The organism is Arthrobacter sp. Ms25 (assembly GCF_059090365.1).
This window is the reverse complement of record NZ_JBNHFP010000003.1, coordinates 267,789-280,561: the sequence shown is the minus strand read 5'-3', so window position 1 is coordinate 280,561 and position 12,773 is coordinate 267,789. Positions and strand designations below refer to the sequence as shown.

Here is a 12,773-nt window from a genome sequence, read left to right as displayed (position 1 = left end):
GGTCGGTCCGCCTACCGGACGGTAAAGCGGTCGGCGAAGAGGCTCATGAGCTGGCGGGCGAGCGCATCGAGCACCAGCTCATGCCGGTCCTGGTGTCCGCGGACATAGAGGAAGTAGAAGTTGCGGTCCAGGCTCATCATGAACGTCACCAGATGGGTCTGGAGCTCTTCCCGGTCCTGTTCCGAGGAGCAGGACCGGTAGAGCTGGCGCATGGAGCCGCTGACCCGGCGCAGCATGCCGAGCCACTCGTCCGCCACCGCGGTGTCCGCTGCCATGGCCTGTTCCATGGCAGCGAATTCGATGCTGTACCGGGACCAGAGCTGCCGGGTATCCACCAGCCAGCCGCGCAGGGCAGCAAAATCATGCTCCGGCAGCTCGTCCAGCCGGCGGTAACCGTCAGTAATTTCCTCTTCAATGTCCCGCATCTTGGCCATGACCAGTTCCGGCTTGTTGCGGAAATGCAGGTAGAGATTGGCCCGGCTTCCGCCGGCGGCAACCGCAATCTGGTTCATGCTGGTGGCGGAAAACCCCTGCTCCTGGAACAGCCGCATGGCGGTGTCGATGAACCGCTGCCGGGTTTCGCTCCGCTGCTGCTCGCGCAGGTTCATCGGCTGCCCGCCGCGCCGCAGGGAACGCCGCCGGGCAGCTGACGGAACGGCCGATAGCAAATGTGCATACCCCGACCTTAGCGGGCCGGGGCTTCCTCCCGGCGCTGTCCCAGCAGTTCCTCGACGTCGGCCCATACGTCGGCTGCCCGCACCCGGGCCACAAACGAGTCATCATGTTCACACCGCTCCGCCGTCCAGCCGACCTGCGTGACATCCGCCTTGCAGACGGGGCACTCCGACACCCAGGACATGTGCACCCGGTGCCGGGCGCGGCCGATGGCCCCGGCGTTGACCACGTTGCCGAACCAATAGATCCCCACCGTGGCTGCGCCGACGGCCTGGGCCAGGTGCCGGGGCCCGCTGTCGTTACCCACCATCACGGCGCTGGCCTGCAGCAGGCCTGCGAGCGTGCCGATGCCCAGGTCGCCGGCGACCGAACGGATAGGTGCATCCGGGCCGGCGACGGCGAGCGCGAGGTCCACAACCTGCTGCGCCAGGTCCCTGTCGGCGTCGTCGCCCACCACCACTACCTGGCACCCCCGGCCGGCGGCATGCACCGCCAGCTCCGCGAAGTTCGACGCCGGCCACCGCCGCCGCGGGTCCGTGGCACCGGGATGAAGGGTCACCAGCCGCCGGCCCGGCACCAGCAGGGCCCGCGCCGCCGCGGCCTCGCCGACGTGGACGGACAGCTCCGGTTCCAGGCTGACGGGAGCGGCACCGGCCAGTCCGGCCACCTCCAGTGCCCGGAACACCTCGTGCTGGTAGTAAATGTAGGGAACCGTGCGCTCCAGGGCGGCGGCGTCGGGGGTGCGGGTTCCCACGGTGTGGCGGGCCCCCAGACCCAGTAGGAAGGGGTTGGAGTTGCGGCCGCCGCCGTGCACCTGCACCGCCAGGTCAAACCCCTCCTGCCGCATCCTGCCCAGGAACGCCTCCACGGCCTGCGGATCCTCCGGTCCGGAGGCAATTCCGGGGGCGGCCGGCAGCACCTCCACCCGGTGCACCGGTCCCGGACGCCCGCGCAGCAGCGCGGCATGCAGCGCCGTGCCGAGCAGCGTGATGGACGCGGCCGGGTACGCGGCGGCGAGCGCTTCGACCGCGGGCAGCACGAACATCAGGTCCCCCAACCCTCCGCCGCGAAGTACCGCGATTTTCCCGACGCCCGGGAACCGTGCTCCCACCGGTCCCACACCGCGGCGGAATCCGTGCTGCGGCCCGTCAGCTTGGGCTTCCCCCTGCCGTCCTTGCCCTTCGGATGACGACGCCTGCGTTGCCATGTATGTCCTTCGGTCGCTGCCGCCGGGTCTGCTGGCCACCACCCTAGGGCCGGGTGCCGCACTGTCAACGGGTGATCCTCCCACCCGCCGCATCCGGCCGGCGGTTGCTGTCCCGGGTCAGGGCTGGCTTCCGAGCGGTGCCGGTGCGGTGGATGAACGGACGATGAGCCGTGTGGCCAGCTCAACCCGGGTGGAATCCGGGGTATCCCCGCCCATTTCGCGCAGCAGCGCCCGGACGGCGGTCCGTCCCATCTCACGCAGCGGCTGGGCAACGGTGGTGAGCTGGGGCACCGCCTGCTCGCCGATGTAGGTGCCGTCGAATCCCACCACGCTCAGGTCCCGGGGAACCGAGATGCCCTGCAGGCGGGCCCGGCCGAGGACACCGAGGGCAATGCTGTCGGAGGCCGCGAAGACGGCCTGGGGCGGGCGCTCGAGGGCGAGGAGTCGAGCCAGGGCCCGGCTGCCCGACTCTGCACCAAAGTTGCCCGCCAGGACATAGTCCTCCTCGAGGGGAATCCCGCGTTCCAGCAGGGCGGCCATGTAGCCGTGCTCGCGGTCCTGGCTGCACTCTGCACTGGCCGGACCCCCGATGAAGCCGATCCGCGTGTGCCCGAGGTCCAGCAGATGCTCCGTCGCCGCCTTGCCGCCTGCCCAGTTGGTTGCGCCCACGCTGGACACCCCCGGCCCCGAGGGGTTGATCGGATCGATGACCACCACGGCGATGCCGCGGTTCTGAACCGTTTTGATTTGTGCGGAGGACCACCGTGAGGTGACCAGCAGGAGTCCGCGCCGGCCCATTCCCCGCATCCGTTCGGCCTTGTCCTCCGCGGGATGGCGGGTCGGGCGGGTCGTGGAAAGCACAACCTCGGCCCCGTTGCTTTCGGCGCATTCGAGGATCCCGTCCATGACCTCGGCGTAGTAAGCGCTGGTAACACTGTCGACCACCACCTCGATGGTCCGCGGAAGCGTCGGTGCCGGCGTGCGCCGCTGGCCGGGGGGAAGGTAGCCGGCACGGTCCAGCACATCGAGGATCCGCCTGCGGGTGGCTGGAGCGACGTCGCCCCGGTTGTTGACCACCTTGGAGACCGTAGGCACCGAAACGCCTGCCAGCGCCGCGACAGAAGCAAGCGTCACCTTGCCCCGCATGTTTCCTGCATCAGGCAACGTTCCGAAACCTTTCGATCGATGTCCGGCCTCCCCGTCTCGGCCAGGAGCCTCCGAGCGGCAAGCAGTGTGGCCAAGAAGCCAAAGCAACTGAATGGGATCAAACCCTTGACGGAAGAATGTGATGTAGATAACTTTACCCCCGTTAGTTGTTTTTATCGAAAATTTTTCGATATCTCTTCCGCAGCGTGGCGGTCAACCGCCGTGTACCCGCGGAGTTGACCCGCCCACTTCAGCCAGCCGGCATGCCGCCGGTTGAGTCGACTTACGGAAGAACTGATGATCATGAAGAAACGCACTTCCCTGATGGCAACCGCCTCCGCGCTCACCCTTGCTGTTGGCCTGGCGGCCTGCGGATCCGGCGGCCCCTCCGACCCCGCTGCGGACTCCGAGTCTCCGAGCATGTGGGCGCTTACCGGCAGCAGCGAAGATATTTTCCGCTCGTCGGTGGAGCGGTGGAACGAAGAAAATGCCGATGACAGCATCAACCAGGAATTCTTTGCCAACGATGCCTACAAGACCAAGGTCCGCACCGCCATCGGCGCCGGTGAAGGTCCAACCTTTATTTACGGCTGGGGCGGCGGCGTCCTGAAGTCCTACGTCGACGCGGGCCACGTCAGCGAACTCGACCAGTTCCTGGCCGACAACCCCGAGGTGAAGGACCGGTACATCCCCTCGGTGCTGGAAAACGGCGTGATTGACGGCAAGACCTACGCCCTGCCCAACAACAACATGCAGCCGGTGGTCCTGTACTACAACAAGGAACTCTTCGAAAAGGTCGGCGTGGAGCCGCCGCGCACCTGGGACGAACTGATGGCGCTGGTGCCCAAGTTCAATGAGGCAGGCATCGCCCCCTTCTCACTTGCCGGCCAGTCCAAGTGGCCCAACCTCATGTGGCTGTCCTACCTGGTGGACCGGATCGGCGGCCCCGAGGTGTTCCAGGCGATCCTGGACGGCAAGGAAGACGCCTGGTCAGACCCGGCAGTCATCGAGGCACTCACCAAGATCCAGGAACTGGCCGACGCCGGCGGGTTCATTAACGGGTTCTCCTCCATCGCTGCCGACGCCGGCGCCGACAGCGCACTCCTCTACACGGACAAGGCAGCCATGATGCTCCACGGCGGCTGGATCTACCAGAACCTGAAGAAGGACGCACCGGACTTCGTCGAATCGGGGGACGTCGGGTTCGTCACCTTCCCTGCCGTTGAAGGCGGTGCCGGCGATCCCGCGAACATTGTCGGCAACCCCGCGAATATGTGGTCGATTTCCGAGACTGCCTCCGACGAGCAGAAGGAATCGGCGCTCAATTACCTCAAGGACGGCCTGTTCAGCGAGGAATACACCCAGGCCATGATCGATTCGGGGGCTGTCCCCGCGGTCAACGGGATTGAAGACCAGCTGGCGGCCTCCGAGGACAAGGACTTCGTGGAGTTCGTGTACGGCCTGGCGCAGGACGCCCCGAGCTTCCAGCTCTCCTGGGACCAGGCGCTGAGCCCCGCACAGGGTGACGCCATGCTGGCCAACCTGGACCAGATCTTTCTCGGCGAAATCACGCCGGAGCAGTTCGCCGAGAACATGAACGCAACCCTCGGCAAATGAGCACCCTGCTGAAACCCAAGCCGGGCATCCCTGTACGGGGTGCCCGGGCCGAGGGCCCGTCGGCCTGGATGGTCGTCCCGGCCCTGGTCTTCTTCCTGACCTTTGCCGTCATTCCGCTGCTCGGCGTCGTCTTCCTCAGTTTCACCCGGTGGAACGGGTTGGGCGAGATCACGTTTGGCGGCCTGGAAAGCTGGCGTATTGCCCTCACGGATTCCGTGACCCTGAACGCCCTGGTCGTCACGGTGAAGATTCTGGTCTACTCCCTCCTCGTGCAGGTTCCGGTCAGCCTCCTGCTGGGTGTCTTCACGGCCGGAAGGCAGCGGTACCGGGCCTTGCTGGCGGTGCTGTACTTCGTCCCCCTGCTGCTTTCCTCGGCGGCGGTTGCCATCGCCTTCCGGGCCCTTCTGGATCCCAACTTCGGGGTGGGGCCGGGCCTGCGCATCCCGGCCCTGGCACAGGACTGGCTGGGCAACCCCGATCTGGTCCTGTTCATCGTGGTCTTCGTCATTGCCTGGCAGTTTGTCCCCCTGCACACCCTGATCTATCAGGGCGGGGTGCGCCAGATCCCGGCATCGTTCTACGAAGCGGCGCAGATCGACGGTGCGGGCCGCCTGCAGCAGTTCTTCCACATCACGCTGCCACAGCTGAAGTACACGGTGATCACGTCGTCAACCCTGATGGTCCTCGGATCCTTGGCGTACTTCGACCTGATCTTCGTCCTCACAGCCGGCGGGCCCGGATATTCCACCCGGCTCCTGCCCCTGCACATGTATCTCACGGGTTTCCGGGCCAATGATATGGGCGCGGCCAGCGCCCTGGGGGTCATCCTCGTTGTGATCGGACTCGGGCTGGCCCTCATTCTGCAGCGGCTGGGCGGCAGGAACCGCGGCGCCAGCCAACTGGAAGGATCGTAATGGCACTGGTTACCGAGTCACCGCAGACACACGAACCCGTCAGCCGGCCCTCACGGCGGAACCGCGCCGCCAGGCGCACCCCCAATATCCTCGGGGGGCTGGGCGGCTGGGTGTGGCTGGCACTGATCATTCTTCCCATTTACTACGTGGTCATCACCAGCCTGAAAAACCAGGCCGGCTTCTTCGGCAGCAATCCGCTGGCGCCGCCCACCGAGCCGACAATGGCGAACTACCGGACCGTCCTGGAAGCGGATTTTGTCCGCTACTTCTTCAACAGCGTGGTGGTGACGCTGGGCAGCGTCATCCCCGCCGTCGTCGTTTCCTTTATGGCTGCGTACGCGGTGGTCAGGGGAACCGGGCGCATCATTGCCTCGGCCCACACCCTGTTCCTCCTGGGGCTGGCCATTCCGCTGCAGGCAACCATCATCCCGATCTACTACATGATTACCCGGGCGCACCTCTACGACACCCTGCTGGCCCTGATACTGCCGTCCATAGCGTTCGCCATTCCGATTTCGGTGCTGATCCTGTCGAATTTCCTGCGGGACGTCCCGCGCGAGCTGTTCGAATCGATGCGCCTTGACGGCTGTTCGGAATTCACCATGATGTGGCGCCTGGCCCTCCCGCTGGTCCGTCCCGCGGTGGTCACCATCGGCATTTACAACGCGCTGAATGTCTGGAACGGTTTCCTTTTCCCGCTGATCCTGACCCAGAGTCCGGACATGCGGGTGCTGCCGCTGTCCCTGTGGACCTTCCAGGACGAATTCACCGTCAATGTGCCGGCGGTCCTTGCCGCCGTGGTGCTTTCCACGCTTCCGCTGGTGGTCCTGTACGCGTTTGCCCGCCGGCAGCTTGTCAGCGGCCTCACGGCAGGGTTCAACAAGTGAGCGGGGACACCGCCGGCATGGCGGCCTCCGCTTCCAAGCCCGCCCTGCGGATAGGGATGGTGGGGTACTCCTTCATGGGGGCCATGCACTCCCATGCCTGGCGCACGGCGCCGCGCTTCTTCGACCTGCCGATGCGGCCGGAACTGGCCGTGCTCGCCGGCCGGAACAAGCAGGCCCTGGAAGCCGCCGCAGAGAAAACGGGATGGTCCGAGACCGTCACGGACTGGCGGGCCCTGGTGGAGCGCGACGACATCGATCTCATCGATATCTGCACTCCGGGCGATACCCACGCGGAAATAGCCGTGGCCGCCCTGGCGGCCGGCAAGCATGTGCTGTGCGAAAAGCCGCTGGCCAACACGGTGGAGGAGGCCCGCCGGATGGCTGCCGCCGCCGAGGCTGCCCGGGACGCGGGGGTGTTCGCGATGTGCGGTTTTTCGTACCGGCGGACCCCCGCCCTCACGCTGGCCCGGCGGCTGGTGGAGCAGGGCAGGATCGGTACCATACGGCACATCCGGGCCCAATACCTGCAGGACTGGCTATCCAATGAGCTGGCTCCCCTGACCTGGCGGCTGGACCGCAGCAAATCCGGTTCCGGGGCCTTGGGAGACATCGGCGCCCACAGCATCGACGCCGCCCAGTATGTGTCCGGCCTGCCCATTGTCGGCGTTTCGGGCATTCTGCAGACCTTCGTCCATGAACGGCCCGTTGGAGGCACCCTGGTCGGTCTCGGCGGAGCGGGGGCCAGCGACGGGGCGAAGGGGCCGGTGACCGTGGATGACGCCGCTGTTTTCACGGCCAGGTTTGCCGGGGGCGCCGTGGGCGTCTTCGAAGCCACCCGCTTCGCCCTTGGCCGTAAGAACTCGATGCGCCTGGAGATCAACGGCAGCCTGGGATCGCTGGCGTTCGACTTCCAGAACATGAACTCGCTGGAGTTCTACGACGGCTCCGAACCGCCGGAAACGGCCGGATTCAGGACGATCAACGTCACCGAGCCGGAACATCCCTACACGGCCCACTGGTGGCCCTCCGGCCATGGCCTGGGCTACGAGCACGGTTTCATCCACCAGGCCGCGGATCTGGTGCAGGCGATCTCCGCCGGCAGCACGCCGTCGCCGTCCTTCGCCGAAGCCCTGCAGGTCCAGACCGTCCTCTCCGCAGTAGAGCAAAGCGCCGGGGCCGAATCGACGTGGCAGCATGTCTGAGCCGCTAAGCCCCACCCATAGGAAAGAGACCCGATGACGAACAAACAGGCCCTGATTGTCCGCGGCGGCTGGGACGGCCACCAACCGGTTGAAGCCACGGAACGGTTCATCCCGTTCCTGCAGGACCGGGGATTCGACCTCCGGATCGAGGAATCCCCCAAAGTCTATGCAGATGCGGACTTTATGGAACGGGTTGACCTCATCGTGCAGTGCAACACGATGAATACCATTGAAAAGGACGAATTCCACGGCCTCCGGGCAGCAATAGAGGCCGGTACCGGCATGGCCGGATGGCACGGCGGAATTGCAGACTCCTACCGCAATGAAGCCGATTACCTGCATTTGATCGGCGGGCAGTTCGCCTGCCACCCCGGGAAACACCCGGACGAACGGAAAGGCGAACAGGCCGACAATTACGTCCCGTACCGGGTCAATATGCTGCCTGCGGCCGCCCACCATCCGATCACCGAAGGCATCGGTGATTTCGATCTGGTCACCGAACAGTACTGGGTGCTCACGGACGACTACATCGATGTCCTGGCCACCACCACCCAGGCCGTCCGCGAGTGGGATCCCTGGCACCGTCCGGTCACTTCACCGGCCATCTGGACCCGGCAATGGGGCAAGGGCCGCATATTCGTCTCCACCCCGGGACACCGGGTGGAAATCCTTGACGACGCCAACGTGCGTCAAATCATCGAAAGGGGTTTGCTGTGGGCGAGCCGTTGAATGTGGGAATCGTCGGCTGCGGGGCAATCTCGGGGCAATACCTCGACACCCTTCCTTCGCTGCCCTCCGTCCGCCTCAAGGCAGTGGCTGATCTGGACGAACGCCGCGCAGCTGCGGTGGCGGACACCCAGGAGAATGTCCGGGCACTGACGGTGGACGAACTGCTGGCGGACCCGGAGATAGACACGGTCCTCAACCTCACCATTCCCGCCGCGCACGCCGAGGTGGCTGCACGGGCAATTTCCGCGGGGAAACACGTGTACGGGGAAAAGCCCCTCGCAGCGGATACCGTGCAGGCGCGCCATGTGCTCGACCTGGCGCGGGCCGCCGGTGTCCGGGTCGGATGCGCGCCGGACACGGTGCTCGGCACGGGCATCCAGACAGCCCGCAAAGCGGTGGACGAGGGCCTGATCGGACGGCCCGTTTCCGCCGTCGCCACCATGGTCACCCCCGGACACGAGCGGTGGCACCCGAATCCGGATTTCTACTATGTGCCGGGCGGCGGGCCGCTCCTGGATATGGGCCCGTACTACGTCACCGCACTGGTTACCCTGCTCGGCCCTGTCACCTCGGTGATCGGGGCGGCCAGCCACACCCGTGACCGGCGCACCATCGGAACCGGTCCGCGCACCGGCCAGACAGTACCGGTATCCATCGACACGCATGTCACCGGGGTGCTGGTCCATGAGTCCGGAGCCCTCTCCACGCTGATCATGAGTTTTGATGCGGTGAAGACCCGCGCTTCCAATATTGAAATCCACGGTGAGGAGGCCAGTCTGACCGTCCCCGATCCCAACTACTTCGACGGGGATGTTTCGATCTTCGCGCTCGGTGGCCCGGGCGGGGCATGGGAGAGCCTGCCCCCCGGTGCCGGGTACATCGGTGCGGGCCGCGGCTACGGACTCGCCGATATGGCGCTCACCCCGGCAGGCGAACAGCACCGTGCCAACGGCGACCTCGCCTACCACGTCCTCGATGTGATGGAATCCCTGCTGCGCTCGGCCGCGGAGGGTGCGTCCATTCCGGTTCGCAGCACCGCGGAACGTCCGCAGGGGGTGCCGCTTACGTCCCTGTCGCGGCTCGCCGTCCCGTAGCCGGCCGTTGCAGGCTGCACTGGTCCGCGTTGTCTGAACCTCCCCCAAAGGGGGTACGGGAGGTGTACAACGCGCGACAAGGAGCAGCATGTCCCCCACCATCGATCCTTCCGCACAGCACCAGCCGGCCTCTCCGGGAACAATCACCGCGGCGGCGGCCCCGGGTGCAGGCGCGGCCGCGATGAGCGCCGCCGTCGTCGGAGTCCAGGCATGACCCGAGGATGGCGGCCCGGGGAGGTCCGCAGCCTCACCCCGGAGCTGCCGGGGCGGCTCGCGGCGGCCTCCCTGCGCGTGGCCGTCATCGGAGATGTCATGCTGGACGGCTGGTGGACCGGGATCACGGAGCGCTTCTGCCGTGAGGCTCCCGCTCCCGTGGTGGATGTACAGCAAAAGAACTACGCACCCGGCGGTGCCGGAAACACCGCCATGAACCTGCAGGCACTGGGAGCACGGGTGCGGCTTGCCGGGCTGACCGGAAGTGATGGAGCCGGGGAACGCCTGCGCGGGCTCCTGGCCGGGGCGGGCGTGGACCTGCGCGGGCTGGTACGGCACCGCGGCGTGGAAACTGCCACCAAGTACCGGATACTTGCCGGGGAACAGGTGCTGTTCAGGCTCGACGACGGCGGCGGCTTCCCGGACGAGGCGGCGGACCTGCTGGCCGCCTCGGTACCCGCACTCTTGGAGGATGCCGATGCCCTGGTGGTCTGCGACTACGGCACGGGCCTGCTGCACGGGAGCGTCCGCGATGCGCTGGTGGCCCTGCGCGGCGGCCGGCTGACGGTAGTGGACGCGCACGACGCCGCGGGATGGGCGGATCTTGCCCCTGACCTCGTGACCCCCAATGCCGCAGAAGCTGCGCTGCTGCTGGGCGGACCGAAGTCCCTGGGACCGGACCGGGCCGCTGCGGTCCGTGCCGCGGCCCCGGAACTGCTGGCCGCTGCCGGCGCCGCGGCGGCCGCTGTCACCCTGGACCGTGACGGCGCGGCGGTCCTCAGCGCCGACGGCGGGTTTCACCGCACCTGGGCCCGGCCCGCCGCGGAAAAACAGGCGTCGGGAGCCGGGGACACCTTTGTGGCCTGCCTGACGCTGGCCCGGGCCGCCGGCCTGCCGTTGTCGACCAGCGCCGACCTGGCGCAGAACGCCGCGGACATTGTGGTGCGGCGGCCCGGCACCTCGGTGTGCAGCACCGCAGACCTGGAACAGCACCTGGACAGTTTTGCCGACGCCGCCCTCAGCTCCACGGACCTCCTGGCCCGGACCGCCGCTGAACGGGCAGCGGGACGCCGGATTGTCCTGACCAACGGCTGCTTCGACGTCCTGCACCGCGGACACACCCGGTACCTGAACCAGGCCAAGCAGCTCGGCGACGTCCTGGTAGTGGCCTTGAACAGTGACGCCTCGGCCCGCCGCCTGAAAGGACCCGGCCGTCCGATCAACCCGGTGCATGACCGGGCCGGGATCATTGCCGCGCTGAGCTGCGTGGACTACGTGACCGTGTTCGACACCGACACTCCCATTCCGCTGATCCGGGACCTGCGGCCGGATGTTTACGCCAAGGGCGGTGACTACTCCGCCCAAATGCTGGCGGAAACCCCGGTGGTCGAGGAATGCGGCGGACGCGTGCTGATCCTGGATTATGTCTCCGACCACTCCACCACGGCCTTGGTCTCCCGGATCCGTTCGGGTCATGCCGGTGACGGACCCGGCGGGGCTCCTGCCGGGCAGGGCGGCGACGAGGGAACGGCCGCCGGAGGGCGCGGCAGTCCCGGGGATCCGCCGTGACCCGCCGTTGGTCCGGCGACTGGGCGCAGCCACCAGACACTGCCCAGGACCCGCCCGAAGTGGAAGTCCTCATTCCCACCCGCGACCGGCCGGCCGAGCTGGCGGTCACCCTCGCCGGGCTGGCCGCGCAGGACGGGCCGGACTTCGCCGTCGTCATCAGCGACCAGAGCACCGACGTCCCGTCCTGGAACGCTCCCGCCGCCGAAGCGATGGTGCGGGTGCTGCAGGCGCAGGGCCGCCCGGTCCGGCTGCTGAGGCACCTGCCGGCCCGCGGGCTGGCCGAGCAGCGGCACTTCCTGCTGGGGCAGGCCGCAGCTCCGCTGGTCCTCTTCCTGGATGACGATGTCTGGCTGGAACCGGACATGCTGGCCCGGTTGACCGCGGCCCTGGCTGCTTCCGGCGGCGGGTTCGTGGGCGCCGCAGTCCAGGGACTGTCCTATCTCGGTGACCGGCGGCCCGGAGAATGGCAGCCCTTCCAGCTCTGGGAAGACGGACAGGTGCAGCCGGAGCGGATCCGCCGCGGCCGGCCGGGTTTCTCCCGGTGGACCCTGCACAACGCGGCAAATCTGGCCCATGTGGCTTCCCGTCTCCGGATGCGGCCCGGAGAATGGCAGCTGTACCGGGTTGCCTGGGTGGGGGCCTGCGTCCTCTACGACCGGCGGGCGCTGCTGGCCTGCGGTGGCTTCGGCTTCTGGGACCGGCTTCCGCGCGGGCATGCCGGAGAGGACGTGGCCGCGCAGTGGCAGGTGATGGAGAAGTTCGGCGGCGCCGGGATGATTCCCTCCGGTGCCGTGCACCTGGAATCACCTACCACCGTCACCGACCGGTCCGCAGACGCGGCCGGACTCCTGCTGGGAGGCGGGGCAGACGACCCGCCCCTCGGCAACCCACTGCACCATCAGTAACCCGACACAAAGGAGAACACATGGCGGACAAACCCAGCCCGATAGACGTGCAGAAATCCCTCGGCGGCCTGGATTATCCGGCCTCGAAGGACGACATCGTGAAAAAGGCGGAGGGATCCGGCGCTGAAGGAGCCGTCCTGGAGGCGCTAAGGAACCTGCCGGAGCGCCAATACGACGCGCCGACGGACATCAGCAAAGAGATATTCGACTAACCGGTTCCCGCTGATCAGGCGGTGGGATCGGTGGGACGGGAAGCGTCTTCCGTCGCATCCGGGGTGGATGCCGCCGGCTTGCCCACATTTCCCGCGCCGCCCGGGATCTTGGCTGAACTGCGGTGGATGCCCGAACCCTGGCTCAGGTGCTCAGGGTTCGGCTTCTCCGTCATCAGCAGCAACGAGGAAATCAGCAGCGAGGCAATGAACGCGATGCCGACGGCGATGAGCCCGAGGTCGAACCGCAGTTCCTTCTCCGCTCCCCCGGTGGCGAAGATCATGGTGGCAACGCCGGCAATCAGCGCCAGCACGGCGGAAAAGATCAGCGGTGCCTTTACGGAGTTCCGCTCCTGCGGTCCGCCGGTTGAGCTGTTCGCCACTATCTTTGCCTCCTGCTGCGTTG

The 12,773-nt window shown here is 67.0% G+C and carries 14 protein-coding genes; 10 read left to right on the top strand and 4 right to left on the bottom strand.

Going from position 1 to position 12,773, the window contains the following annotated elements:
• Window positions 1–11 precede the first annotated feature (11 nt).
• From AC5RT8_RS09470 to AC5RT8_RS09460, 3 genes are all read right to left on the bottom strand, one after another.
• Window positions 12–608, bottom strand: a complete 597-nt coding sequence (locus AC5RT8_RS09470) for a TetR/AcrR family transcriptional regulator (RefSeq protein WP_494095450.1) — start codon at window positions 606–608, stop codon at window positions 12–14.
• A gap of 77 nt (window positions 609–685) precedes the next feature.
• Window positions 686–1,882: a glycosyltransferase family 9 protein gene (locus AC5RT8_RS09465; protein WP_494095449.1), complete on the bottom strand. Its 1,197-nt coding sequence runs from the start codon at window positions 1,880–1,882 to the stop codon at window positions 686–688.
• Between the two features lie 117 nt (window positions 1,883–1,999).
• On the bottom strand, window positions 2,000–3,016 hold the full coding sequence (locus AC5RT8_RS09460) for a LacI family DNA-binding transcriptional regulator (RefSeq protein WP_494095448.1): 1,017 nt from the start codon (window positions 3,014–3,016) through the stop codon (window positions 2,000–2,002).
• 315 nt (window positions 3,017–3,331) lie between these two features.
• Here AC5RT8_RS09460 and AC5RT8_RS09455 point away from each other — a divergent pair, with 315 nt between their 5' ends.
• The 10 genes from AC5RT8_RS09455 to AC5RT8_RS09410 all read left to right on the top strand — a co-directional run bounded on the left by AC5RT8_RS09455 (window position 3,332) and on the right by AC5RT8_RS09410 (window position 12,370).
• The gene (locus AC5RT8_RS09455) at window positions 3,332–4,645 is read left to right on the top strand and encodes an extracellular solute-binding protein (RefSeq protein WP_494095447.1); all 1,314 of its coding nucleotides are present in this window, start codon (window positions 3,332–3,334) and stop codon (window positions 4,643–4,645) included.
• Window positions 4,642–5,559: a carbohydrate ABC transporter permease gene (locus AC5RT8_RS09450; protein ID WP_494095446.1), complete on the top strand. Its 918-nt coding sequence runs from the start codon at window positions 4,642–4,644 to the stop codon at window positions 5,557–5,559. Before AC5RT8_RS09455 ends, AC5RT8_RS09450 begins: the two co-directional genes overlap by 4 nt.
• The gene (locus AC5RT8_RS09445; protein ID WP_494095445.1) at window positions 5,559–6,446 is read left to right on the top strand and encodes a carbohydrate ABC transporter permease; all 888 of its coding nucleotides are present in this window, start codon (window positions 5,559–5,561) and stop codon (window positions 6,444–6,446) included. The genes AC5RT8_RS09450 and AC5RT8_RS09445 overlap by 1 nt, the downstream gene beginning before the upstream one ends.
• A 17-nt stretch (window positions 6,447–6,463) precedes the next feature.
• Window positions 6,464–7,648, top strand: a complete 1,185-nt coding sequence (locus AC5RT8_RS09440) for a Gfo/Idh/MocA family protein (protein WP_494095848.1) — start codon at window positions 6,464–6,466, stop codon at window positions 7,646–7,648.
• A gap of 33 nt (window positions 7,649–7,681) precedes the next feature.
• On the top strand, window positions 7,682–8,377 hold the full coding sequence (locus tag AC5RT8_RS09435; protein WP_494095444.1) for a ThuA domain-containing protein: 696 nt from the start codon (window positions 7,682–7,684) through the stop codon (window positions 8,375–8,377).
• The gene (locus AC5RT8_RS09430; protein WP_494095443.1) at window positions 8,362–9,471 is read left to right on the top strand and encodes a Gfo/Idh/MocA family protein; all 1,110 of its coding nucleotides are present in this window, start codon (window positions 8,362–8,364) and stop codon (window positions 9,469–9,471) included. Before AC5RT8_RS09435 ends, AC5RT8_RS09430 begins: the two co-directional genes overlap by 16 nt.
• An 88-nt stretch (window positions 9,472–9,559) precedes the next feature.
• On the top strand, window positions 9,560–9,685 hold the full coding sequence (locus AC5RT8_RS09425) for a hypothetical protein (RefSeq protein WP_494095442.1): 126 nt from the start codon (window positions 9,560–9,562) through the stop codon (window positions 9,683–9,685).
• Window positions 9,682–11,253 (top strand): D-glycero-beta-D-manno-heptose 1-phosphate adenylyltransferase, encoded by a 1,572-nt coding sequence (gene rfaE2, locus AC5RT8_RS09420; protein WP_494095441.1) that lies wholly within the window; start codon window positions 9,682–9,684, stop codon window positions 11,251–11,253. The genes AC5RT8_RS09425 and rfaE2 overlap by 4 nt, the downstream gene beginning before the upstream one ends.
• Complete coding sequence (locus AC5RT8_RS09415; protein ID WP_494095440.1) at window positions 11,250–12,158, top strand: glycosyltransferase family 2 protein; 909 nt, start codon at window positions 11,250–11,252, stop codon at window positions 12,156–12,158. The genes rfaE2 and AC5RT8_RS09415 overlap by 4 nt, the downstream gene beginning before the upstream one ends.
• A 20-nt stretch (window positions 12,159–12,178) precedes the next feature.
• On the top strand, window positions 12,179–12,370 hold the full coding sequence (locus tag AC5RT8_RS09410) for a DUF2795 domain-containing protein (RefSeq protein WP_494095439.1): 192 nt from the start codon (window positions 12,179–12,181) through the stop codon (window positions 12,368–12,370).
• A gap of 14 nt (window positions 12,371–12,384) precedes the next feature.
• Here the strand turns inward: AC5RT8_RS09410 and AC5RT8_RS09405 are convergent, their stop codons facing one another.
• Window positions 12,385–12,750 (bottom strand): hypothetical protein, encoded by a 366-nt coding sequence (locus AC5RT8_RS09405; protein ID WP_494095438.1) that lies wholly within the window; start codon window positions 12,748–12,750, stop codon window positions 12,385–12,387.
• Window positions 12,751–12,773: the final 23 nt, after the last annotated feature.